This window comes from Streptomyces griseiscabiei, assembly GCF_020010925.1.
GTDB lineage: Bacteria > Actinomycetota > Actinomycetes > Streptomycetales > Streptomycetaceae > Streptomyces > Streptomyces griseiscabiei.
Map to the genome: position 1 here is coordinate 1,813,284 of NZ_JAGJBZ010000002.1, position 24,174 is coordinate 1,837,457.

Annotated in this window: 20 protein-coding genes; 8 read left to right on the top strand and 12 right to left on the bottom strand. The window is 71.6% G+C overall.

Annotated elements, in window-relative coordinates; translation table 11 throughout:
• Positions 1-3 precede the first annotated feature (3 nt).
• From J8M51_RS25300 to J8M51_RS25315, 4 genes are all read left to right on the top strand, one after another.
• On the top strand, positions 4-1,383 hold the full coding sequence (locus J8M51_RS25300) for an alkaline phosphatase family protein (protein ID WP_398857404.1): 1,380 nt from the start codon (positions 4-6) through the stop codon (positions 1,381-1,383).
• Positions 1,380-2,564: a cytochrome P450 gene (locus J8M51_RS25305; protein ID WP_216589511.1), complete on the top strand. Its 1,185-nt coding sequence runs from the start codon at positions 1,380-1,382 to the stop codon at positions 2,562-2,564. Before J8M51_RS25300 ends, J8M51_RS25305 begins: the two co-directional genes overlap by 4 nt.
• Positions 2,565-2,634: 70 nt before the next feature.
• Positions 2,635-3,156, top strand: coding sequence for an O-acetyl-ADP-ribose deacetylase (locus J8M51_RS25310; RefSeq protein ID WP_086753913.1), 522 nt, complete (start codon positions 2,635-2,637; stop codon positions 3,154-3,156).
• A gap of 209 nt (positions 3,157-3,365) precedes the next feature.
• Positions 3,366-4,277 carry a hypothetical protein gene (locus J8M51_RS25315; RefSeq protein ID WP_086753911.1) on the top strand — a complete coding sequence of 304 codons (912 nt, stop codon included), beginning with the start codon at positions 3,366-3,368 and terminating at the stop codon, positions 4,275-4,277.
• Positions 4,278-4,387: 110 nt separating this feature from the next.
• Here J8M51_RS25315 and J8M51_RS25320 read toward each other — a convergent pair whose 3' ends face one another.
• The gene (locus J8M51_RS25320) at positions 4,388-4,768 is read right to left on the bottom strand and encodes an ArsR/SmtB family transcription factor (protein WP_086753909.1); all 381 of its coding nucleotides are present in this window, start codon (positions 4,766-4,768) and stop codon (positions 4,388-4,390) included.
• Between the two features lie 57 nt (positions 4,769-4,825).
• On the opposite strand from J8M51_RS25320, the gene J8M51_RS25325 reads away from it, so the two are divergent.
• The 3 genes from J8M51_RS25325 to J8M51_RS25335 all read left to right on the top strand — a co-directional run bounded on the left by J8M51_RS25325 (position 4,826) and on the right by J8M51_RS25335 (position 8,893).
• On the top strand, positions 4,826-6,820 hold the full coding sequence (locus J8M51_RS25325) for a heavy metal translocating P-type ATPase (protein ID WP_179202954.1): 1,995 nt from the start codon (positions 4,826-4,828) through the stop codon (positions 6,818-6,820).
• 65 nt (positions 6,821-6,885) lie between these two features.
• Positions 6,886-8,382: an AlkA N-terminal domain-containing protein gene (locus J8M51_RS25330; RefSeq protein WP_086753907.1), complete on the top strand. Its 1,497-nt coding sequence runs from the start codon at positions 6,886-6,888 to the stop codon at positions 8,380-8,382.
• A gap of 19 nt (positions 8,383-8,401) precedes the next feature.
• Positions 8,402-8,893 carry a methylated-DNA--[protein]-cysteine S-methyltransferase gene (locus tag J8M51_RS25335; protein WP_086753904.1) on the top strand — a complete coding sequence of 164 codons (492 nt, stop codon included), beginning with the start codon at positions 8,402-8,404 and terminating at the stop codon, positions 8,891-8,893.
• Between the two features lie 5 nt (positions 8,894-8,898).
• On the opposite strand, the gene J8M51_RS25340 is transcribed toward J8M51_RS25335, so the two are convergent.
• The 4 genes from J8M51_RS25340 to J8M51_RS25355 form a co-directional block, all read right to left on the bottom strand.
• A complete protein-coding gene (locus J8M51_RS25340) occupies positions 8,899-9,633 on the bottom strand; it encodes an SIR2 family NAD-dependent protein deacylase (RefSeq protein ID WP_086753902.1) in 735 nt (244 codons plus the stop codon).
• A 69-nt stretch (positions 9,634-9,702) separates the two neighbouring features.
• Positions 9,703-12,216 (bottom strand): protein kinase domain-containing protein, encoded by a 2,514-nt coding sequence (locus J8M51_RS25345; protein ID WP_086753900.1) that lies wholly within the window; start codon positions 12,214-12,216, stop codon positions 9,703-9,705.
• 392 nt (positions 12,217-12,608) lie between these two features.
• Entirely contained in the window at positions 12,609-13,100 is a 492-nt protein-coding gene (locus J8M51_RS25350; protein WP_086753898.1) for an NUDIX domain-containing protein, read from the bottom strand.
• A 74-nt stretch (positions 13,101-13,174) separates the two neighbouring features.
• Entirely contained in the window at positions 13,175-14,272 is a 1,098-nt protein-coding gene (locus J8M51_RS25355) for an ADP-ribosylglycohydrolase family protein (RefSeq protein WP_086753919.1), read from the bottom strand.
• Positions 14,273-14,497: 225 nt separating this feature from the next.
• Here J8M51_RS25355 and J8M51_RS25360 point away from each other — a divergent pair, with 225 nt between their 5' ends.
• The gene (locus J8M51_RS25360; RefSeq protein WP_086753917.1) at positions 14,498-15,679 is read left to right on the top strand and encodes a glycerate kinase; all 1,182 of its coding nucleotides are present in this window, start codon (positions 14,498-14,500) and stop codon (positions 15,677-15,679) included.
• Positions 15,680-15,985: 306 nt separating this feature from the next.
• Here J8M51_RS25360 and pssA read toward each other — a convergent pair whose 3' ends face one another.
• From pssA to ccrA, 7 genes are all read right to left on the bottom strand, one after another.
• Positions 15,986-16,804, bottom strand: coding sequence for a CDP-diacylglycerol--serine O-phosphatidyltransferase (gene pssA, locus J8M51_RS25365; RefSeq protein ID WP_086760385.1), 819 nt, complete (start codon positions 16,802-16,804; stop codon positions 15,986-15,988).
• A gap of 40 nt (positions 16,805-16,844) precedes the next feature.
• Entirely contained in the window at positions 16,845-17,501 is a 657-nt protein-coding gene (locus J8M51_RS25370) for a phosphatidylserine decarboxylase (protein WP_078531507.1), read from the bottom strand.
• A gap of 202 nt (positions 17,502-17,703) precedes the next feature.
• The gene (locus J8M51_RS25375) at positions 17,704-18,909 is read right to left on the bottom strand and encodes an acyl-CoA dehydrogenase family protein (protein ID WP_086760364.1); all 1,206 of its coding nucleotides are present in this window, start codon (positions 18,907-18,909) and stop codon (positions 17,704-17,706) included.
• 4 nt (positions 18,910-18,913) lie between these two features.
• On the bottom strand, positions 18,914-19,420 hold the full coding sequence (locus tag J8M51_RS25380) for a MaoC family dehydratase (RefSeq protein ID WP_086760366.1): 507 nt from the start codon (positions 19,418-19,420) through the stop codon (positions 18,914-18,916).
• A 15-nt stretch (positions 19,421-19,435) separates the two neighbouring features.
• A complete protein-coding gene (locus J8M51_RS25385) occupies positions 19,436-20,410 on the bottom strand; it encodes an HpcH/HpaI aldolase/citrate lyase family protein (RefSeq protein ID WP_086760368.1) in 975 nt (324 codons plus the stop codon).
• Positions 20,407-22,464, bottom strand: coding sequence for a protein meaA (locus J8M51_RS25390; protein WP_086760370.1), 2,058 nt, complete (start codon positions 22,462-22,464; stop codon positions 20,407-20,409). Before J8M51_RS25390 ends, J8M51_RS25385 begins: the two co-directional genes overlap by 4 nt.
• A gap of 8 nt (positions 22,465-22,472) precedes the next feature.
• Complete coding sequence (gene ccrA / locus J8M51_RS25395) at positions 22,473-23,810, bottom strand: crotonyl-CoA carboxylase/reductase (RefSeq protein ID WP_086760372.1); 1,338 nt, start codon at positions 23,808-23,810, stop codon at positions 22,473-22,475.
• Between the last annotated feature and the right edge of the window lie 364 nt (positions 23,811-24,174).

The window sequence follows — 24,174 nt, forward strand, 5'->3', positions numbered from 1 at the left end:
CACATGCCCGCCGTGGCCGCCCTCGGCGAGCGCGGCTTCCGGGCCCGGCTCGACCCCGTGCTGCCCGCCGTGACCTGCGCGGTCCAGTCCACCTTCCTCACCGGCGAACCCCCGTCCGGGCACGGCGTGGTGGGCAACGGCTGGTACTTCCGGGACCTGGGCGAGGTGCTGCTGTGGCGCCAGCACAACGCGCTCGTCGGCGGCGAGAAGATCTGGGAGACCGCCCGCAGATCCGACCCCGACTACAAGGTCGCCAACATCTGCTGGTGGTACGCGATGGGCGCGGACGTCGACCTCACCGTCACCCCCCGCCCCGTCTACTACTCCGACGGCCGCAAGGAACCCGACTGCTACACCTGGCCGCCCACCCTGCACGACGAACTCACCGACCGCCTCGGCCCGTTCCCCCTGTTCACCTACTGGGGACCCAACGCCGGAATGCCCTCCACCCAGTGGATCCTCGGTGCCGCCCGCCAGGTCTTCGACGAGCACGACCCCGACCTCACCCTCGTCTACATCCCCCAACTCGACTACGAGCCCCAGCGATCCGGCCCCGACTCGCCCGCCACGATGCAGGCCGCCCGCCAACTCGACGACGCACTACGCCCGTTGATCGACCACTTCCTGAGCGCGGGCGCCACCGTCGTCGCGCTCAGCGAGTACGGCATCACCCCCGTCTCCCGCCCCGTCGACGTCAACCGGGCCCTGCGCCGTGCCGGACTGCTCGAAGTCCACACCCAGGACGGCATGGAGTACCTCGACCCCTGGACCTCCCGCGCCTTCGCCGTCGCCGACCACCAGATCGCCCACGTCTATGTGCGCGACCCGGCCGACACGGCGGAGGTCGCCAAGCTCCTGGCCGAACTCGACGGCGTGGAACAGGTGTTGGACACCGAAGGGAAGGCGGCCCACGGCCTGGACCACGAACGCTCCGGCGAACTCGTCGCGGTCGCCGACCCCGACGCCTGGTTCACGTACTACTACTGGCTCGACGACGACCGCGCCCCCGACTTCGCCCGCCAGGTCGAGATCCACCGCAAGCCCGGCTACGACCCCGCGGAACTGCTCTACGACGAGACCGTCCCCGCGGTGAAGCTCCGCGCGATCGGCCAGGTCGCCCGTAAGAAGCTGGGCCTGCGCTACCGCATCAGCACCGTCCCGCTCGACCCGGCCGGCGTCAGCGGCAGCCACGGCCGTCTCCCCGCCGACCCCGACGACGGCCCCGTACTGCTCTGCTCCACCGGCGAACCCGCCCGGGAGGCGTACGCCGCCACGGAGATCAAGGAGCTGCTGCTGACGCTGGCGGGACTGACCACCGCCGACCGACCGCGCACCGGCCCCCGCACCGGCACCGACCACCACCGGGAAGAAGCACAGCGATGAGCACGTACCCCCCACTGCCCACCGAACGCCCCCTGCTCGACCCCGCCCCCGAGTACGCCAAGTGGCAGGCCGAGGAGCCGATCCGGCGGGTGACGGTCTGGGCGGACAACAGCCCCTGGTTGATCACCCGCCACGACCACGCCCGGACCGTCCTGGCCGACCCGCGCTTCAGCGCCGACTCCACCCGGGCGGGCTTCCCCGGTCTGCGCCCGCAGGCGCCTCCGCGCGGCCCCGGCCAGTTCTTCGCCATGGACCCGCCGGACCACACCCGGCTGCGGCGCATGCTCATCCCGGACTTCACCTTCCGCCGTGTCGAGGCGCTGCGCCCCGCCCTGGTCCGGATCTGCGAAGACCTGCTCGACACGATGACGGCCGACGGCGCCCGGGAGGCGGACCTCGTCACCGCGTACGCCCTGCCGCAGCCCGCCCTCGTCATCTGCCGGCTGCTCGGAGTGCCGTACGAGGACCACGGCTTCTTCCACCGGCAGGCCCAGGCGTTCACCAGTTTCGACACCGGCGAGGTCGACGTGCTGAGCGCCCGCCGGGCCCTGTACGGCTACCTCGGCGAACTCCTCGCGGCCCGGACCCGTGAACCGGCCGACGACCTGCTCTCCCGGCTGGCCGTCGAACGGGTGGCGACGGGCGAGGCCACCGTCGAGGAGGCGATCGGCGTGGCCTTCGTCCTGCTGCTCGCGGGATTCGAGACCACCGCCAACATGTTCCCGCTGGCGGTCGTCGCCCTGCTGCGCCACCCGGAACAGCTGGCCCTCCTGCGCGCCGAGCCGGAGCTGTGGCCCGGGGCGATCGAGGAACTGCTGCGCTGGCTGACCGTCTCCCACTGGGGCCTGCGGCGCCTCGCGACGGAGGACGTCGAGGTCGGCGGCGTCCGTATCCGCGCCGGGGAGGGGGTCGTGGTGGCGCTCCAGACCGCGAACCGGGACGCCTCCGTCTTCCCCGGCGCCGAGGACCTCGACGTGCGCCGCGACGCGACCGGCCATCTGGCCTTCGGCCACGGACCGCACCAGTGCGTCGGCCAGTCCCTCGCCCGCCTGGAACTCCAGATCGGCCTGCCCGCCCTCTTCGACCGGCTGCCGCACCTGCGCCTGACCGCACCGCCGGAGGAACTGGCGCTGCCGATGGGCGCGATCCATGGAGTGCGGTCGCTGCCGGTGGGCTGGTAGGCCGCGCGGCGGCGATCCGGGGCCCGAAACAGGGTCGGCCCCGGCCCCGTCGGCTGGTATAGAGGCGGGCATGACCACCATCACCCTCGTCCGGGGCGACATCACCCAGCAGTCCGTCGACGCCATCGTGAACGCCGCGAACTCCTCCCTCCTCGGCGGGGGAGGAGTGGACGGCGCGATCCACCGGCGCGGCGGCCCCGCCATCCTGGCGGACTGCCGCAAGCTCCGCGCCGCGCACTACGGCAGGGGCCTGCCCACCGGCCAGGCCGTCGCCACCACGGCGGGCGACCTGGACGCGCGCTGGGTCATCCACACGGTGGGCCCCGTCCACAGCCGCAGCCTCGACCGCTCCGCCCTCCTCGTCTCCTGCTACCGCGAATCCCTGCGCGTCGCCGACGAGTTGGGCGCCCGCACGGTCGCCTTCCCCGCCGTCTCCGCCGGCGTCTACGGCTGGCCGATGGACGACGCCGCCCGGATCGCCGTCGGGACCGTCCGGGCGACGGAGACCTCGGTCGAGGAGGTCAGATTCGTCCTCTTCGACGACGAGGCCTACGCGACGTTCGCCGAACAGGTCGGCGGAGAGCCCCGCTGACGGGCCGGCCGATCTCCCGCACTCTGACGGGCGAACGGCCGGGGCGGGTCGAACGGTGTCGTACGGAGCTGTGCGTACGGAGAAAAACGCTGGTCAGAGGCGTGGATGGGGTCGGTCGGCGAGGCGGGCGCCGGGCCGGTGATCGGTTGCGGAGGGTCGTGGCGGCTTCCACGGTGAGCGCAAGGACTGCTGCTTCGAAAGGAACGTGCATGCGCGCCCTCGTCTCCCGTGCCCTACTGCTGTCGCCCCTGGTCTGCGGGGCACTGGTCCTCGGCCCGGTCGGCTCCGCCACCGCGGCCGTCGACGCGGGCCGCACCGCCTCGGACCGTGCCGCCACGAGGACGGCCGCGGTACCCGAACCCGATCTCGACGCCTTCTTCGACGCGTTGGACGCGGAGATCGACGCGCTCCTGGAGAAGGAGGAGGCCGAGGCGGACGCCATCGTCGACAAGGAGATCGCCGACGTGGAGGCGCTCCTCGCCCAGATCGAGCGCGACATGGACGAGTTGCTGGCGGACCTCGACGCCGGGACGGACGCGGCGACGGAGACGGAGACGGTCACGGAGACCGTGACGGAGACGGTGACGGAGAGCGCCGCCGAGGCCGCCGCGCCCGGCACCGCGCTTCCCACCACCGACACGAACCTGCTGCTCAACCAGCTGGACCTGCTCGACCGCATGGACGAGAACAACGTACTCGCCCCACTGCTCGGCGAGTTGAGGACCATCGCCAAGTTGGACGGCGACCGGCTGGACGCGGACGAGGCGGCCCGGCACATCGCGGCCGTGCGGGCCGCCAACGCCACCGTGCAGCAGCGGCTCCAGAAGCTGGAGTCGGCGGCCCCGGCCGGCAGCGACCGCGCCGCCGCCGCGGCCGACCCGGTCGCGGATCTGCTGGCCGCGCTCCAGGCCGCCGTGGACGCCCTGCTCAAGGCGCTGACCTCGCTCGACCTGGGCGCCGTACTGGGCGCGGTGACGGGTCTGCTCGCCCCGGTCCTCGGAGTCGTCACCGGCCTGCTCCAGCCGGTCCTCGGCCTGGTCACCGGTCTGGTCGGCGGTCTCCTCGGGGGCCTGCTCGGCGGCCTGCCGGCGGTGACCCTGCCGGCACTCCCCGCGGCCTGACCGGGCCCGGCGCCCGCCCCGACACCTGGCCCCCGACAACTGCCGCAGCACCCGCTCAGGCCCCGGCCCCCGGCCGGGGCCTCAGCCGTCCCCCGACGGCGCGGCGGCCCTCAGTCCCCGTCCGGCGCGTCGCTGAGCCCCAGCCTCAGGTGCTCGACGTGGTAGACGGCCTGGTCCAGCAGCTCGGCGACATGGTGGTCGTGCAGCGCGTACACCACCGAACGGCCCTGTCGCTCGCCCACGACCAGGCCGAGGTTGCGCAGCAGACGCAGCTGGTGGGAGCAGGCGGACTGCTCCATCCCGACCTCCGCGGCCAACTCGGTCGCCGGCAGCGGGCCTTCGCGGAGCCGGGCCAGGATCAGCAGCCGGGACGGCGTGGAGAGGGCCTGGAGGGTGGTGGCCACCTTGGCGACGTTCGCCGCGTCCAGGCGCACCCGGGGGGCGGCCTCCTGCGTGGCGTCCTGCGGTGCGGTGACGGCTCCATGACCCATGGCGGGTATCTTACTCATCGCATATGAAGGCATGAATGAGTCTTCATGTGTTCCTGTATGGTGTGCCGCGTGTCCGCCACCCTTGCTCCGTCACCGGCCCGCCGTCCGTCCGCGCCGACGGCCCCCCGCCGCCGTACCCGCGTCCTCGCCCTGCCCGAGGCCCGCTGGGCGCTGATCTCGACCCTCGCCTTCCTGCTCGCGTTCCCCCTGGACCTGGCCGGCGCCTCCGCCTGGCTGTACGGCCCGCTCTACGCCCTCGCCTACGCGGCCGGCGGCTGGGAGCCCGCCCTCGAAGGGCTGCGGGCGCTGCGCGAGAAGAGCCTCGACGTCGATCTGCTGATGATCGTCGCGGCGCTGGGCGCGGCCTCGATCGGCCAGGTCCTCGACGGCGGGCTGCTGATCGTCATCTTCGCCGGCTCCGGCGCCCTGGAGGCCCTGGCCACCGCCCGCACCGCCGACTCCGTACGGGGCCTGCTCGACCTCGCGCCCACCACGGCCACCCGGCTGCCGGCGGACGGTTCCGCCGAGGAGACCGTGCCCACCGGCGAACTCGCCGTCGGGGACCTGGTGCTGGTCCGCCCCGGTGAGCGCATCGGCGCCGACGGACAGGTCCTGGAGGGGGAGAGCGAGGCCGACCAGGCCACCATCACCGGCGAACCGCTGCCCGTCCCCAAGGGCCCCGGCGACGAGGTCTTCGCGGGCACCCTCAACGGCACGGGCGCGCTGCGCGTCCGCGTCACCCGCGACCCCGCCGACTCCGTGATCGCCCGCATCGTGAGCCTCGTCGAGGAGGCCTCCCGCACCAAGGCACCGACCCAGCTGTTCATCGAGAAGGTCGAGCAGCGGTACTCCGTCGGCGTCGTCGTCGCCACCCTCGCCGTCTTCGGCGTCCCCCTCGCCCTCGGCGAGGACCTCACGGCCGCGCTGCTCCGCGCGATGACCTTCATGATCGTGGCCTCCCCCTGCGCGGTCGTCCTCGCCACCATGCCGCCGCTGCTCTCCGCCATCGCCAACGCCGGCCGCCACGGCGTCCTCGTGAAGTCCGCCGTCGCGATGGAGCGGCTGGGCGAGATCGACGTCGCCGCGCTCGACAAGACCGGCACACTCACCGAGGGAACCCCCGAGGTCACCGCCGTACGTCCGCTGCCGGGCTCCGGGCTCGACGAGGACGGGCTGCTGGCGCTGGCCGCTGCCGCCGAGTACCCGAGTGAGCATCCGCTGGCCCGCGCGGTGGTGGCCGCCGCCGGCGCCCGGGGGCTGCGGGTCGGCGCCGCCGAGGACTTCGTGGCCCTGCCCGGGCGGGGCGTACGGGCGACCGTCGAGGGGCGCGTGGTGACGGTGGGGCGGCCGGGGGAGCACGGGAGTGCCGTCGACGGGGTCGCGCTCTCCGACGGGGCGCCGCTTCTCGGCGAGGACGCCGCGCACGGGACCGTCGTGCTCGTCGAGCGGGACGGGAGCCCCGTCGGGACGCTGGCGCTGGCCGACCGTCCGCGTCACGACGCGCCCGCCGCGGTGGCGGCCCTCACCGCCGTGACCGGGACGTCACCCGTCCTGCTGACCGGGGACAACGCGTCGGCCGCCGCCCGGGTGGCGGCCGACACCGGGATCACCGAGGTCCGGGCCGGGCTGCTGCCCGAGGACAAGGTGGAGGCCGTACGGGAGCTGCAGGACGGCGGTCGGAAGGTGCTGTTCGTCGGGGACGGGGTCAACGACGCGCCCGCGCTCGCCGCCGCGCACTCGGGGGTGGCGATGGGGCGCGCCGGGTCCGGTCTCGCCCTGGAGACGGCGGACGCGGTCGTGGTGCGGGACGAGCTGACGGCGATTCCGGCGGTGGTGCGGCTGTCACGGGCGGCCCGGCGGCTGGTGGTGCAGAACCTGGTGATCGCCGGGGTGTGCATCGCGGTGCTGGTGGTGTGGGACCTGGTGGGCCATCTGCCGTTGCCGCTCGGGGTGGCGGGGCACGAGGGGTCCACGGTGCTGGTCGGGCTGAACGGCCTGCGGCTGTTGCGGGAGGCGGCGTGGGGGAGTGCCGCGCGGGTCGGGAGCGACTGAGGCGCCCTCACCACGATGTCGGATTCTCGCCAGCCCTCGCCCGTCCCGTCCCCGATGCTTGAGTCATGCGGAACGGGATGTACAGGGACATGGAGCGGTGTGTGCGGGCCGTGCGGTCGAAGGACGCCCGGTTCGACGGGTGGTTCTTCACGGCCGTGGTGACCACCCGGATCTACTGCCGGCCCAGTTGCCCGGTGGTGCCGCCGAAGGTGGAGAACATGACGTTCTACCCGAGCGCGGCGGCCTGCCAGCAGGCCGGGTTCCGGGCCTGCAAGCGGTGCCGGCCGGACACGAGCCCCGGGTCGCCGGAGTGGGACCAGCGGGCGGACCTCGTGGCGCGGGCGATGCGGCTCATGGGCGACGGGGTGGTGGACCGGGAGGGCGTGCCGGGACTGGCGCGGCGGCTCGGCTACAGCACCCGGCAGATCGAACGGCAGCTGCTCGCCGAGCTGGGCGCGGGGCCGCTGGCGCTCGCCCGGGCGCAACGGGCGCAGACCGCGCGGCTGTTGATCGAGACGACCGCGCTGCCGATGGCGGAGATCGCCTTCGCCGCCGGGTTCGCCTCGATCCGGACGTTCAACGACACCGTGCGGGAGGTCTTCGCCCTGTCGCCGAGCGAGCTGCGCGAGCGGGCCACGCGGTCCGCCCGGCAGCGCTCCGACTCCCCCGGCACCTCAGGGGTGTTGAGCCTGCGGCTGCCGTTCCGGGCCCCGCTGAACCCCGACAACCTCTTCGGTCACCTCGCCGCGACGGCCGTACCCGGAGTGGAGGAGTGGCGCGCGGGTACCTACCGGCGCACCCTCCGGCTGCCGTACGGCAGCGGCATCGTGGGTCTCACCCCGCGGCCCGACCACATCGCTTGCCGGCTCACCCTCGGCGATCTGCGGGACCTGCCGGTCGCCATCAGCCGCTGCCGCCGCATGCTCGACCTGGACGCCGACCCGGTCGCCGTCGACGAGCAGCTGCGCGCCGACCCCGTGCTCGCTCCGCTGGTGGACAAGGCACCGGGGCGCCGGGTGCCGCGTACCGTCGACGAGGCCGAGTTCGCCGTACGGGCGGTGCTGGGCCAGCAGGTGTCCACGGCCGCCGCGCGGACGCACGCGGCCCGGCTGGTCGTCGCGCACGGCGAGCCCGTGGACGACCCCGAGGGCGGCCTCACCCATCTCTTCCCGTCCTCCGAGGCGCTGGCGGCCGTCGACCCCGAGACCCTCGCGATGCCCCGCACCCGCCGGACCACCTTCACCACGCTGGTGCGGCAACTCGCCGACGGAGAGCTGCATCTGGGCGTCGACAGCGACTGGGCGCGGACCCGGGAGCGGCTCCTCGCCCTGCCCGGCTTCGGCCCGTGGACCGTGGACGTCATCGCGATGCGCGCCCTCGGCGACCCCGACGCCTTCCTCCCCGGCGACCTCGGAGTCCGGCGCGCGGCACAGGAGTTGGGCCTGCCGTCGACCCCGGCCGCCCTCACGGCCCGCGCGGCGGCGTGGCGTCCCTGGCGGGCTTACGCGGTCCAGTATCTGTGGGCCACGGACACGCACCCGATCAACTTCCTTCCCTCCTGAACCAGTTGAAGGACATGGCATGAAGCACCACAAAGTCGTCGACAGTCCCTACGGCCCCCTCACCCTCGTCGCCGACGACGGCGTCCTGTGCGGGCTCTACATGACCGAACAGCGCCACCGCCCGCCGGAGGAGAGCTTCGGCGCACGCGACGACACGCTCTTCGACGAGACGGAGGAACAGCTGAAGGCCTATTTCGCGGGCGAGTTGACGGAGTTCACCGTCCGGCTGCGGCTGCACGGCACCCCGTTCCAGCGCACCGTCTGGGAACAGCTCGTCCGGATCCCCTACGGCGAGACCCGCTCGTACGGGGAACTCGCGGACGCGCTCGGCAACCCCAAGGCGTCCCGGGCGGTCGGCCTGGCCAACGGCAAGAACCCCGTCAGCATCATCGTCCCCTGCCACCGTGTGGTCGGCTCCGACGGCAGCCTCACCGGCTACGGCGGCGGGACGCAGCGCAAGCGGCGCCTGCTCGACTTCGAGCGCGGCGAAGGGGAGACCGCCCTCTTCTGATCCCGTCAGCCGCTCCCGGCCCCGATCCTCCGCAGCACCTCGGGCAGCGCCGTCCCGATCGGCTCCCGTACGACCTCGTCCGCCCGGTCGTCGTACGGGGTCGGCTCGGCGTTGACGATGATCAGACGGGCGCCGTGGTCGGCGGCGACACCGGCGAGGCCGGCGGCGGGCTGGACCTGGAGGCTGGAGCCCACGGCGACGAAGACCTGGCAGGCCTTGGTGATCGCCACGGCCTGGCCCAGGACCACCGGGTCGAGCCGCTCGCCGAACATGACGGTGGCGGACTTCAGCACCCCGCCGCACTCCAGACAGGGCGGGTCGTCCTCCCCGGCCTCGACCCGGGCGAGGGCGTCCTCCATCGGCCCCCGGGCATGGCACGCCACGCACACCACGGAGCGTGCGCTGCCGTGGAGTTCGAGGACCTTGCGGGCCGGCATCCCGGCGAGCTGGTGCAGCCCGTCCACGTTCTGCGTGATCACCCGCACCGGCACCCCGGACCGCTCCAGCTCGGCCACCGCCCGGTGCGCCACGTTCGGCTCCGCCTTCAGCGTCCGGTTCTGCCGCCGCATCCGCCACGAACGGCGGCGGATCTCCGGATCACCCATGTAGTACGCGTACGTCACCAGCTTCTCCGCCTCCGGATCCCGCCGCCACAGCCCGTTCGGGCCTCGGTAGTCGGGGATGCCGGAGTCGGTGGAGATGCCCGCTCCACTGAGGATGGCGACCAGCGGCTTGTCCATGGGGCGAGGGTAGGTCGGCCGTCCGGCCGGGGCGAGTCGATATCGGGGGCCTCGTCGGCGGCGCTGGGGTCAGGGGGCCGGCAGACCGTAGGTGCGGTCGTAGTGCTGGGCGACCAGGACGCCGCTGTGGTCGCAGGCGAGTTGCCAGTCGTTGACGCCGGTCTCCACGCCGTCGGTGAAGTTCCACAGAAGTCTGCCCTTGGCGGCGTCGATCGCGTAGATGCCGTTCTTGTTCTGGTAGGCGGGGACGTAGACACCGTCGGGGCCGGCGGTGACCGGCTGGTCGATGTTGAGACGGGGGGTGGGGCAGAACCAACGGCGGGCGCCGGTACCGGCGTTGAAGGCGTACACACCGGCCGGGTCGGTGCCGGTGACGTAGAGCGTGTTGCCGTAGCCGCCGAGGGAGGCGAACATGCCCCGCTCGGGCTTCACCCGCCAGCGGAGCTTGCCGGTGGAGAGGTTCAGGGCCTCCAGTTCCTCGCCGATGGCGAACACCGTGCGGTTGAGGACGGCGAGGCCGGGCCGCAGGTCGTAGCCGACGGGGTGGCGCCACAGGACACCGGAGTTGTCGGTGCTCCGGGCGGTGATGTTGCGCAGACCGTCGGCGTAGACGAAGAACCCGGGGAGGATGATCGGCGCCAGCCGGATACCGACGTCCTCGGGGCTGATCGGGATGACCTCGGCGCGCCGGGCCGCGAGGTCGACGCCGAACACCGTGTCCGTGGACGTCGCGACGCCCTGTTCGTCGGACTCGCGCTGGAGCCTTACACCGATGACGGACACGGACCGGTCGGCGGTGGCGCCGAGCAGTGTGTCGAAGCGGAAGTCCGGCCCGAAGTCGATGGTGAAACGTTCCGTGCCGTCGACCGGGTCGATCCCGATCACCGTCGCCCCCTCACCGAGCGCGATCGCGGCGTCGAAGGCCAGCACGGCCGGGGTGGGCGACTGGCTGATGCCCTTGTAGACCCACTTGGGCCGGGTGCCGTCCTTGAGGTCGAGGCAGAGCATGTCACCCGGGCGGGTCTTGAGCAGCGCGGTGCCGTTGGTGAAGACGGCGGGCGCCTGGAGCAGCGGGTCGCCGCGGTAGGTCCACAGGGGCTTGGGGGCCGGGCCCGCGGGTTCGGTGGACAGGGCGGCCGGATCCTTGCGCCCGCCGAGCACCAGGGCGGCGCCGATGGCCGCGGCCGTGGCGGAGCCCGCCGACGCGGTGAGGACCGTACGCCGGGAGGGACCCGGCCGCCGTGCGGCCCGGCGATGCCCGGTGGAGCCGGGGCGGTACGGCTCCGGCTCCTCGGGCGCGGAGTAGGGCTCCGCGGGGGAGCGGGACCCGGCTCCCGGCGGCTCGGCCGAGGCCGCGCCGGGCGGCCCCGCCTCGGCCGGACAGGCCCGCTGGTCCGGACGCCCGGAGCCGTCGTAGGGACGGTCGGACTCGCACACCTCCGGGGTCCCCGCGGCGGGGGACGCCCCGTCCCGCTCGAAGTCGTGGACGGCCCGGTCCTGCCGCCCGTCCAGCCCGGCCCGGTCCCGCTGCGGGGCGTAGACGGCCGGATCCCGCCCCGGAGCGTAGGAGGCACGTTCCTGCTGGGAGCCGTACACGGCCCGGTCCTGGTCCTGGGGGGACGCGCCCCGGCCGTACGGGTCCGGCGCGGGGCCGGGACCGGCGGAGGGGAACGCGGCCTCGGTGTACGGCGTGGTGTCCAGGGTCTTCACCGCCGCCGCGCGCAGGGCGATCGACGAGGTCACCGACGGAGGGAGCCAGCCGTCGCCCGTCAGCTGCTCCACGCCGCCGGGCGCGCAGGCCGCGGCCAGCTTGTCCGGGGTGATCCGCAGCCGGGGGTCCTTGGTGAGACAGAGGTTGATGATCTTGTCCAGCGGCTCCGGCACACCTGTGAGGTCGGGCGCGCTGTGCACGACCTGGTAGAGCAGCGTGGCCGCGGCGGTGCCGCTGAACGGCGCGTGTCCGGTGGCGGCGAAGGTGAGCACCGAGCCCAGGGAGAAGACGTCCCCCTCGGGGCCCAGCGGCTCGCCCGTGGCCTGCTCGGGGCACATGTACTCGAAGGAGCCGAAGAGGGCGCCGGAGCGGGTGAGGTCGTAGCCGTCGCTCGCCCGGACGATGCCGAAGTCGATGACGCGCGGGCCGTCGGCGGCGAGCAGCACGTTGGACGGCTTGAGGTCGCGGTGCACCAGCCCGGCGGCCTGGACCGAGATCAGCGCCTCGGCGATGCCGGCGCCGAGCACGAGCACCGACTCCACCGGCAGCGGGCCGTGCGCGGCGACCGCCTCGGCCAGGGTGGGACCGGCGATGTAGTCGGTGGCCAGCCACGGGATGGGGCCCTCCGGGTCGGCGTCCACCACGGGCGCGGTGTATCTGCCGCCGACGGCTCCGGCGGCCTCCACCTCCCGGCGGAAGCGGATACGGAAGTTCTTGTCCCCCATCAGCTCGGGACGGATGGCCTTGACCGCGACGGTCCGCCCGTCCGGGGAGCGCGCCAGATAGACCCGCCCCATCCCTCCTGCGCCGAGCCGTGCCACGAGACGGTAGGGACCTAGCTCCTCGGGATCGTCTGAGCCCAGTGGTTCCATGACCTCAGCTGCCTGTTCGGTGAGGACGGGCGAGAAACGGCCCGCAGGTGGGGGGAGACCGACTGCTCCGGGCGGCTCCCGGTGACCGTTCCCCCAGGGACTCCGGATCTCCCGGTGCCACGGCCCGCGTTCGGGCCGCCGGTCACGGGTGTCCCGAGTGCTGCCCCGGTTCCTGAGCGAGGCAACGGGGCGCGATCGCTCGGGCGGGGTTGATGTCAGCCTAGATGCTGAAGTGACAAACGGGCAGCGTTTTCAGCCAGCGCTTTAAACTTCCATTAAGTGAAGGGCGCACTCATTTCACGTTCTGTACAAGGCGAGTTGACATGATGTCAGCTGACTCCTGTCAACGGAGAGGGCGACCGACGACCGGCTCGGTGGCCGATCTTCGACGGTCAGGCCACCCGCTCGCCGTTCTCCAACTCGACCGTACCCGTGCCGTCCGCGAGCACGTCGAGGGCGGCGAGCACCCGGGGGCCCAGGGCCCCCGGGAGGTGGTCGGTGAGCTCGCCGCGCGGGACGAGCCGCCAGGACAGCAGCTCCTCCTCCTGCAGCCGGATCCGCTTCAGGTCCTCCTCGCCGAGCACGCCGCCGTCGTACACGTACGCCACCAGCGGCGGCCGTCCCGGCCACCGCACCCAGTCCACGGCCAGCAGCCGCCCGAGGACGACGTCCAGCCCGATCTCCTCCAGCGTCTCGCGCCGGGCGCCCTGCCTCGGGGTCTCGCCGTCGTCCGACTCGATCGTGCCGCCCGGAAGCGCCCATCCCTCGCGGTAGTTGGGCTCGACGAGCAGGACCCGTCCCTCGGCGTCCTGGAAGAGCGCGGCGGCACCGGCGAAGACACGGGGCAGGCTCGCGAGATACGCGTCGAAGTCCGAAGTGGTCATCCAGGAAGGGTAGACGGCCCCCGAAGGGCGCGAAATCGGCGCTCGGGGAGCGGACGGAGCGGACGGAGCGGCGCTCAGAGGCCGGAGGCCTCCGCCAGCCGCACCGTGCGCTCCGCGAGTTCGCTGACGCGCACCCCGTCGAAGCCGAACACGGCGCTGCGCACGGTGTCCTCCAGCGGGTCCTTCCACCGGTCCGGGATCGCGGCGGCCCCGCACAGCACCCCCGCCACCGAACCGGCGGTGGCCCCGTTCGAGTCGGTGTCCAGCCCGCCGCGGACGGTCAGCGCGATCGTCCGGGTGAAGTCGCCCTCGCCGTACAGCAGCCCGGCGGTGAGGACGGCGGCGTTCGGCACGACATGGATCCACCCCGCACCCACCGTCTCCTCGCCCACCGTCGTCAGCGTCTCCTCCCGGTCCAGCCCGGCGTCGTACAGCGACACGACCCGCCGTACGGTCCGGGCGAGGCGACTGCTCGCCGGGATCACCGCCAGCGCCTCCTCCACGGCCGCCCGCGCCCCCGGCGCCGTGAACGCCGCCGCGACCAGCGCCGCCGCCCACTGCGCGCCGTACACCCCGTTGCCGGTGTGCGACAGCACCGCGTCGCGCCGGGCCAGCGAGGCCGCGCGCCGGGGCAGGCCCGGGGAGGTCCAGCCGAAGACGTCGGCGCGGATGAGGGCGCCGATCCACTCCTGGTACGGGTTGTCGTACGTGGCGGTCAGCGGCGGCTTCAGCCCCCGGGCGAGATTGCGGTAGGCCGCCCGCTCCGCCGTGAACGTCTGCAGATACGGCAGCCGCAGCAGCCACAGGTCGCCGACCTGCTCGGTGCTGAAGCCGAAGCCGTGGGTCTCCAGGAGGTGGAGTCCGAGGATCGCGTAGTCGATGTCGTCGTCACGGCAGCTGCCGTGGATCCGCCCGCGTACGCAGCCGCGCCACTCGGGCCGCAGCGCCCGCCGGTCGCTCTCGCTGGCCGGCTCCGGGAGGTAGTCGGTGAGCGGCAGGGCCCCGGCCTGCCGCAGATAGCGGTCGATGCGCTCCCGCGTCCACACCTCCCCCTGCTCGACCGGCTTCCCGAGCATGTTCCCCGCGATCCGGCCGAGCCAGCCCCCGAGAACACGGTCGGCGAGCACGGCGCCCACGGGGGGCGTGAGGGGCGCGGAGGCGGTGGGCGTCATGGTGGAGGTGTACCCGCTTCCGGGCCCGTCGGCCCGTACGGGGCCGGTGCGCACGGTGTTCGGTGGGCGGGACGGGGCATGACGTACGAGGGCCGGGGCGGTTAGGGTCGCAGCGGCGCGACTGCCTTGACGTGCGCAAGGCCCGATGAGCGAGGGGAACGCAAGGTGGCGAACGCCGCAGGGGACGGGATCGATCCGTCCGTCGATCCGTCGATCGACACGTCCATCGTTACGAGCACGAGCACGGACACCGGCACGGGCGTCGACGGGGACGCGGCCGGTGCGCGCGTGCTGATCGCCGCGGACAAGTTCAAGGGCACGCTGACGGCCGTCCAGGTCGCCGAGCGGGTCACGGCGGGCCTGCGCCGGGTCGTGCCCGACCTGGCGGTCGAGGCGCTGCCGGTCGCCGACGGCGGCGACGGCACGGTGGCCGCGGCGGTCGCGGCCGGTTTCGAACGCCGTGAGGTACGGGTCGCCGGGCCGCTCGGCGAGCCCGTCACCGCCGCGTACGCGCTGCGCGGTGACACGGCCGTCGTCGAGATGGCCGAGGCGAGCGGGTTGCAGCGGCTGCCCGCCGGGGTCTTCGCGCCGCTCACCGCCTCCACGTACGGCTCCGGCGAACTGCTGCGTGCCGCACTCGACGCGGGCGCCCGCACGGTCGTGTTCGGCGTGGGCGGCAGCGCCACGACGGACGGCGGCGCGGGCATGCTCGCCGCGCTCGGGGCGCGCTTCCTGGACGCGGCGGGGGAGCCCGTCGGGCCCGGCGGCGGGGGCCTGCGCGACCTGGTCACCGCGGACCTGTCCGGCCTCGACGCGCGACTCGCCTCGATCGACCTCGTCCTCGCGAGCGACGTCGACAACCCGCTGACGGGGCCGAAGGGCGCGCCCGCGGTGTACGGGCCGCAGAAGGGCGCGAGCGAGGCGGACGTGGCCGTGCTGGACGCGGCCCTGGGTCACTTCGCGGCCGTCCTGGAGAAGACGGTCGGGGAGCGGGTGGCCGGGTACGCCCTCGCGCCGGGCGCGGGGGCCGCCGGGGGCATCGGGTACGGCGCCCTCGTCCTCGGGGCCCGCTTCCGGGCCGGTATCGAGGTCATGCTCGACGTCCTGGGCTTCGCGCCGGCGTTGGCGAAGGCGACGCTCGTCATCACCGGTGAGGGCTCCCTCGACGAGCAGACCCTCCACGGCAAGGCCCCCGCCGGGGTGGCCGCCGCGGCGCGGGCCGCCGGCAAGGAGGTCGTGGCGGTGTGCGGGCGGCTGGCGCTGACGTCGGAGGTGCTGGGCCGGGCCGGTATCCGGCGGGCCTACCCTCTGACCGAGGTCGAGCCGGACGTCGAGCGCTGCCTCGCCGACCCGGGACCGATCCTGGAAACCGTCGCCGAACGCATCGCCCGGGATCTCCTCGCCTGATCAGGGTTTTCTCGCCCCCGCCGCCCCTACCCGTCCCATCCCCAGGGGCTTCGCCCCTTCGACCCCGGGAGACCGGGTGTTGGGGGTGGGTGGGTGGGTGCGGGTTCGGTGGGGGCTTCTCGCGCAGTTCCCCGCGCCCCTGAAGAGGCCTGCGGCCCCTTCAGGGCGAAAAGCACGGGGCGCAGCCCCTGCTTTCAGGGGCGCGGGGAACTGCGCGACCAGCCCCCACCGAACCCGCACCCGCCCCCGAACGCGAAAAGCCCCGGACCCGAAGCGGATCCGGGGCCGGGGCTCATCAGCGGAGCGTTACGGCTGTGTCGCCCGTGCCTCACGCCGGTTGTCGCGGAAGTTGTTCACCCGGCGTGCCGTGGCGAACAGCGGGATCACCGCGCCCATGACGAGCTGCAGCGCGCAGCCGGTCTGGAGGAGGAGCTGGCCGCCGGGGGCGTCGAAGGCCCAGGCCACCAGGAGGCCCATCGCGAGGACGATCCAGGTGAGCACCGCCGCCGCGAGGGGACCGCGGGGCTTCGGGTACTCCACGCGGCTCACCATCAGCCACGCGACACCGACGATGGCCAGGAGCGTCGCCACGAAGGGCAGCTCCAGAAGCACGATCGAGATGACCGTGAGCGCCCCGAACGGCGACGGCATGCCCTGGAAGGTGCCGTCCTTCACCGTCACACAGGAGAATCTCGCGAGCCTCAGCACCACCGCCAGCAGCACGACGATCGCGCCCACCGCCGCCACCCGCTGGTGCGCGTCGTCCGCGACCATGCCGTAGACGAGGACGAAGTACGCCGGCGCGAGGCCGAAGCTGATCAGGTCGGAGAGGTTGTCCAGCTCCGCGCCCATCGGCGAGGAGCGGAGCTTGCGCGCCACCAGCCCGTCGAACAGGTCGAAGATCGCCGCGCACAGCATCAGGATCACGGCCGTGGCCGCGCTGTGCCGGGCCATGCCCGACTCCTGGCTGCCGGTGAGGTGCGGGATCAGAATGCCCGTGGTGGTGAAGTACACCGCCATGAAGCCGCACGTGGCGTTACCGAGCGTGAGGGTGTCCGCTATCGACAGCCGGAGCGACAGCGGCATCTCCTCCGCGTCGTCCTCCACCTCGTCGACATCGGGCACCCAGCCGGTCGCGGCCGTCTGGCCGGGTTGGGTCTCCGGATCAATCACGGTCAATGCGAGTCACCCCAGCCACGGTCTTCTGGCCCACCTCGACGTCGATCTCCACACCCTCGGGCAGGTAGATGTCGACGCGGGAGCCGAAGCGGATCAGCCCGATCCGGTCACCCTGCTCGACCTTGGTGCCCTCGGGGATGTACGGAACGATGCGGCGAGCCACGGCGCCGGCGATCTGGATCATCTCGATGTCACCGAGCTCGGTGTCGAAGTGCCAGACGACGCGCTCGTTGTTCTCGCTCTCCTTGTTGAACGCCGGTACGAACCCACCCGGGATGTGCTCCACGGACGTCACCGTGCCGGAGAGCGGCGCGCGGTTGACGTGGACGTTGAGCGGGCTCATGAAGATCGCGACGCGGGTCCGGCCGTCCTTCCACGGCATGATGCTCTGCACCACTCCGTCGGCGGGCGAGATGACCCGGCCCTGGGCGATCTCACGCTCGGGGTCGCGGAAGAACCACAGCATGCCCGCCGCCAGCGCGGTGGCGGGTACGGCCACGGCCCGGGCCGCGCCGGAGCGGCGCGAGCGGGCGAGGCTGAGTGCTGCGGTGGCGACGGTCGGGAGAAGCCACGGCGAAGCTCCGCGCGCCAGCCGTACGCCGGCCAGGCTGTCGCGTGGTGCAGAGGTTTGGCTGTGGGGCATGGATGACCTTCGTAGCGGATGATGCCGCGCGGTGACTGGGGACGGCGGCTTTCCGGGGATCGTACCGGTCGCGGGCCGCAACTGGGCAAGCCAGGAAGCCGAGTCGACGGCCGAAGAGTACTGACGGGGTGTGATCTTCTTCTCGAAGAAAACACCCCGAATCAGACAACCGGCCCTGGACCAGCCCCGTACCAGCCCGGTACTAGCCCTGGAATCGATACTCTTCGAGCAGCCGACGACCGATGATCATTTTCTGGATTTCGGCGGTACCTTCACCGATCAGCAGCATCGGCGCCTCACGGTAGAGACGCTCGATCTCGTACTCCTTGGAGAAGCCGTAACCGCCGTGGATCCGGAAAGCGTCCTCGACGACTTCTTTGCAGTATTCGGAGGCGAGGTACTTCGCCATCCCCGCTTCGAGGTCGTTTCGTTGGCCCGAGTCCTTTTTGCGTGCTGCGTTCACCATCATCGCATGGGCGGCCTCGACCTTGGTAGCCATCTCGGCCAGCTTGAACTGGATCGCCTGGTGCTGGGCGATCTGCTTGCCGAAAGTGTGGCGCTGCTGGGCGTACCGGACGCCGAGTTCGAAAGCACGCTGAGCGACACCGCAGCCACGTGCGGCCACATTGACCCGGCCGACCTCGACGCCGTCCATCATTTGGTAAAACCCTCGGCCGGTGGTGCCGCCGAGTACACGATTGGCCGGAATGCGCAGTCCGTCCATGATGAGCTCGGTGGTGTCGACACCCTTGTAGCCCATCTTGTCGATCTTCCCGGGAATGGTGAGGCCGGGGCGGACCTCTCCGAAACCGGGCTCCTTCTCGACCAGGAAGGTCGTCATCGACTTGTGGGGCGCCGTGCCCTCCGGGTGTCCTTCGTCACTTCGGACGAGTACGGCGACCAGTGTTGACGTCCCGCCGTTCGTCAGCCACATCTTCTGACCGTTCAGGACGTACTCGTCGCCGTCCTTGACCGCCTTCGATGTGATCGCCGACACATCCGAGCCGAGCGCCGGCTCCGACATCGAGAAGGCGCCCCGGACGTCACCGGCCGCCATCCTCGGCAGGAAGTGGTCCTTCTGCTCCTGCGTGCCGTGCTGCTTGAGCATGTACGCCACGATGAAGTGCGTGTTGATGATCCCGGACACGGACATCCAGCCCCGGGCGATCTCCTCCACGCAGAGCGCGTACGTGAGCAGGGACTCGCCCAGACCGCCGTACTCCTCGGGGATCATCAGCCCGAACAGGCCCAGTTCCTTGAGCCCGTCGACGATCGCTTGCGGATACTCGTCCCGGTGCTCCAGCTCGGTCGCGACCGGGATGATCTCCTTGTCCACGAAGTCGCGGACGGTGGACAGGATCTCCTGCTGGACGTCCGTGAGGCCGTGGGTCTGGGCGAGGCGTGCCATGGGGTCAGCCCTCCTGAAGTTCCGGGCGGCCGGGCTGCTCGCCGCCGCGCTCCTTGATGTAGGTCTCGGTGGGCACCATGACCTTGCGGCGGAACACGCAGACCAGCGTGCCGTCCTGCTTGTAGCCCTTGGTCTCGACGTGGACGATGCCGCGGTCGTTCTTGGACTTGGACGGCCACTTGTCGAGCACGGTGGTCTGGCCGTAGAGCGTGTCGCCGTGGAAGGTCGGCGCCACGTGCTTCAGCGACTCGATCTCCAGGTTGGCGATCGCCTTGCCGGAGACGTCCGGCACGGACATGCCCAGCAGCAGCGAGTAGATGTAGTTCCCGACCACCACGTTCTTGCCGAAGTCCGTCGTCTTCTCGGCGTAGTTGGCGTCCATGTGGAGCGGGTGGTGGTTCATGGTGAGGAGACAGAAGAGGTGGTCGTCGTACTCCGTGACCGTTTTCCCGGGCCAGTGCTTGTAGACCGCCCCGACCTCGAACTCCTCGTAGGTGCGTCCGAATTGCATCGCGCTCAGTGCCTCTCAGCTCTCGGGGATCTCGAACTTCGACGTACGGGTCATCCCCGCCGCACGCCCCTTGCCCGAGACGACCAGCGCCATCTTCCGGCTGGCCTCGTCGATCATCTCGTCGCCGAGCATCGCCGAGCCCTTCTTGCCGCCGGCCTCGGAGGTGCACCAGTCGTACGCGTCCAGGATCAGTTCGGCGTGGTCGAAGTCCTCCTGCGAGGGCGAGAAGATCTCGTTGGACGCCTCGACCTGGCCCGGGTGCAGCACCCACTTGCCGTCGAAGCCGAGCGCGGCGGCCCGCCGGGCGACCTCGCGGTAGCCGTCGACATTGCGGATCTGCAGGTAGGGGCCGTCGATCGCCTGGAGGTTGTTGGCGCGGGCGGCCATCAGGATCTTCATCAGGATGTAGTGGTAGGCGTCCGCCGGGTAGCCGGGCGGCTGTTCGCCCACGACCAGCGACTTCATGTTGATCGACGCCATGAAGTCGGCCGGGCCGAAGATGATCGTCTCGACGCGCTGGGAGGCGGTCGCGATCTCGTTGACGTTGTTGAGGCCCTGCGCGTTCTCGATCTGCGCCTCGATGCCGATCTTGCCGACCTCGAAGCCCATGGTCTTCTCGATCTGGGTCAGCAGGAGGTCGAGGGCGACGACCTGCTGGGCCGTCTGCACCTTCGGCAGCATGATGCAGTCGAGGTTCTGGCCCGCGCCCTCGACGACGGTCACGACATCGCGGTACGTCCACTCCGTCGTCCAGTCGTTGACACGCACGACCCGGGTCTTGCCGGTCCAGTCGCCCTCGTTGAGGAACTTGACGATGGTGTGCCGCGCCTCGGGTTTGGCGAGCGGGGCGCAGGCGTCCTCCAGGTCGAGGAAGACCTGGTCCGCCGGGAGGCCCTGGGCCTTCTCCAGGAAGCGCGGGTTGCTTCCCGGCACCGCGAGGCAGGAGCGCCGCGGACGGAGGCGGTTCACCTGGGGGACAGGGCTGGTCATGCGGGGACCTCCGTGCTGATGAGGGGGCTGAGCTTGTTGGCCTTGCGGATCTCGTCGACGATACGGCCGATGATCCCGGTGATGTCGAAGTCCTTCGGGGTGAACACGGCGGCCACTCCGGCGGCCCTGAGCTGTGCGGCGTCCGCGTTCGGGATGATCCCGCCGGCGATCACCGGGATGTCGTGGGCGCCCGCCTCCCGCAGCCGGTCCAGCACGTCCGGGACCAGCTGGGCGTGCGAGCCGGAGAGGATGGACAGGCCGACCGCGTGCACGTCCTCGGCGAGGGCCGCGTCCACGATCTGCTCCGGGGTGAGCCGGATGCCCTGGTAGACCACCTCGAAGCCCGCGTCCCGGGCCCGCACGGCGATCTGCTCGGCCCCGTTGGAGTGCCCGTCCAGCCCCGGCTTGCCGACCAGGAAGCGGAGCTTGCCGACGTTCAGGTCCTTCGCCGTCAGCTCCACCTTGTGGCGGACCTCCGACATGGCCGAGCCCTCCTCGGCGGGGACGGCCACCGGCGCCGAGGAGACACCGGTCGGCGCCCGGAACTCGCCGAACACCTCACGCAGCGCCCCGGCCCACTCGCCGGTCGTGACCCCGGCCCGCGCGCACTCCAGGGTGGCCTCCATGAGGTTGTCCGTGCCCTTCGCGGCCTCCTTGAGCCGCTCCAGCGCCTTGCACGGGCGCGGGTGGTTGAAGGGCGGCTGGTAGCGCGTGTCGCGCCAGTTCCGCAGGGACTCGATCACACGGGCCTCGACCGCCGGGTCGACCGTCTGGATCGCCGCGTCCAGGTCGGCGGTCAGCGGGTTCGGCTCGGTGGACTCGAAGATGTTGACGCCGACGATCTTCTCCTGGCCGGACTCGATCCGGGCCCGGCGCTCGGCGTGCGAGGAGACCAGCTGCGACTTGAGGTAGCCGGACTCCACGGCGGCCATCGCGCCGCCCATCTCCTGGATCCGCTCGATCTCGGCGAAGGACTCCTCGACCAGCGCGGCCACCTTCGCCTCGACGACGTGCGAGCCCTCGAAGATGTCCTCGTACTCCAGCAGATCGCTCTCGTGCGCCAGCACCTGCTGGATGCGCAGCGACCACTGCTGGTCCCACGGCCGCGGCAGGCCCAGCGCCTCGTTCCAGGCCGGCAGCTGCACCGCCCTGGCCCGCGCGTCCTTGGAGAGCGTCACGGCCAGCATCTCCAGGACGATCCGCTGGACGTTGTTCTCCGGCTGGGCCTCGGTGAGCCCGAGGGAGTTGACCTGGACGCCGTAGCGGAAGCGCCGCTGCTTGGGGTTCTCGATGCCGTACCGCTCACGGGTGACGCGGTCCCAGATGCGGCCGAAGGCGCGCATCTTGCACATCTCCTCGACGAAGCGGACGCCCGCGTTCACGAAGAACGAGATCCGGGCGACGACATCGCCCATGCGCTCCTCGGGCACCTGGCCCGAGTCCCGCACGGCGTCGAGGACCGCGATCGCCGTGGACATCGCGTACGCGATCTCCTGCACCGGTGTGGCGCCCGCCTCCTGCAGGTGGTAGCTGCAGATGTTGATCGGGTTCCACTTGGGGATGTGGGAGACCGTGTACGCGATCATGTCGGTCGTCAGCCGGAGCGAGGGTACTGGCGGGAAGACGTGCGTCCCCCGGGACAGGTACTCCTTGACGATGTCGTTCTGGGTCGTGCCCTGGAGCTGGGTGATGTCCGCACCCTGCTCCTCGGCGACGACCTGGTAGAGCGCCAGCAGCCACATGGCGGTGGCGTTGATGGTCATCGAGGTGTTCATCTGCTCCAGGGGGATGTCCTGGAACAGCCTGCGCATGTCACCGAGATGGGCCACCGGGACGCCGACCCGGCCGACCTCGCCGCGGGCGAGGATGTGGTCGGAGTCGTAGCCGGTCTGGGTCGGCAGGTCGAAGGCGACCGACAGACCCGTCTGCCCCTTGGCGAGGTTGCGCCGGTACAACTCGTTGGACGCCTCGGCCGTGGAGTGACCGGCGTACGTCCGCATGAGCCACGGCCGGTCCTTGGCTTGCCTGCCTTCGGCGGGCTGACGCTCACTCATCGTGGACCTCAGATGTTCCGGAAGCGGTTGATGGCGTCGATGTGCTGGGCGCGCTTGGCGTGGTCGCGCACGCCGAGGCCCTCCTCGGGGGCCAGCGCGAGGACGCCGACCTTGCCCTGGTGGAGGTTGCGGTGCACGTCGTACGCGGCCTGCCCGGTCTCCTCCAGGGAGTAGACCTTCGACAGCGTCGGGTGGATCTTGCCCTTGGCGATCAGGCGGTTGGCCTCCCATGCCTCGCGGTAGTTCGCGAAGTGGGAGCCGATGATCCGCTTCAGCGACATCCACAGGTAGCGGTTGTCGTACTCGTGCATGTAGCCCGAGGTCGAGGCGCAGGTGGTGATGGTGCCGCCCTTGCGGGTGACGAAGACGCTCGCGCCGAAGGTCTCGCGGCCCGGGTGCTCGAAGACGATGTCGATGTCCTCGCCGCCGGTGAGCTCGCGGATGCGCTTGCCGAAGCGCTTCCACTCCTTGGGGTCCTGGGTCTGCTCGTCCTTCCAGAACCTGTAGCCCTCGGCGTTGCGGTCGATGATCGCCTCGGCGCCCATCGAGCGGCAGATGTCCGCCTTCTGGTCGCTGGAGACGACACAGATCGGGTTGGCGCCGCCGGCCAGCGCGAACTGCGTGGCGTAGCTGCCGAGTCCGCCGCTGGCGCCCCAGATCAGGACGTTGTCGCCCTGCTTCATCCCGGCGCCGTTGCGGGAGACCAGCTGCCGGTACGCGGTGGAGTTCACCAGGCCCGGTGCGGCGGCCTCCTCCCAGCTGAGGTGGTCGGGCTTCGGCATCAGCTGGTTGGACTTGACGAGCGCGATCTCGGCGAGACCGCCGAAGTTGGTCTCGAAGCCCCAGATCCGCTGCTCGGGGTCGAGCATGGTGTCGTTGTGGCCGTCCGACGACTCCATCTCGACGGACAGACAGTGCGCGACGACCTCGTCACCGGGCTGCCAGACGTTGACGCCGGGGCCGGTGCGCAGGACGACGCCCGCGAGGTCGGAGCCGATGATGTGGTACGGCAGGTCGTGGCGCTTGGCCAGCTCGTTGGTGCGGCCGTAGCGCTCCAGGAACCCGAAGGTGGACAGCGGCTCGAAGATCGAGGTCCACACGGAGTTGTAGTTGACCGAGGAGGCCATGACGGCCACCAGGGCCTCGCCCGGACCGAGTTCCGGGACCGGGACCTCGTCCAGGTGGATCGACTTGCGGGGGTCCTTGTCACGGGTGGTGAGCCCCGCGAACATCTCCGTCTCGTCCTTGTGCACGGTGATCGCGCGGTACGACTCGGGGAGCGGCAGTGCGGCGAAGTCGGCGGACACGGAGTCCGGCGACTGGATCGCGTCCAGGATGTCCTTCACGGTGGTGCCTCCGGCGACGAGCGTCCGAGGGAAGACGCTGTTGAGGGTTACGTCGGGTGCTGAGCTGTGCGGTGATGCCGTCGGTTCGGCGGAGGTGGTGCGGCGGCGGCGCTGTGTGTGGCGCGGAAGGGTGCCTGTGACGCAGGCGTCCGGGCGCGTGAACCGTGGTTCTCGGGGACAGCCGACGTACGGAGGATCTCTGCACGCCGGCCGCCCGGACTCCTTCAACGTATGGCACGCCGTGTCACCCCGCAAGGCACCCAGTGCCAGAAAGTTCGCTCAGGTGAAATCTTTACGTAACACCTGAGCGATGATCGATCAGGCGGCCGGAGAAAAGGGCCTCTGACGTGCCAAAACGGCCACC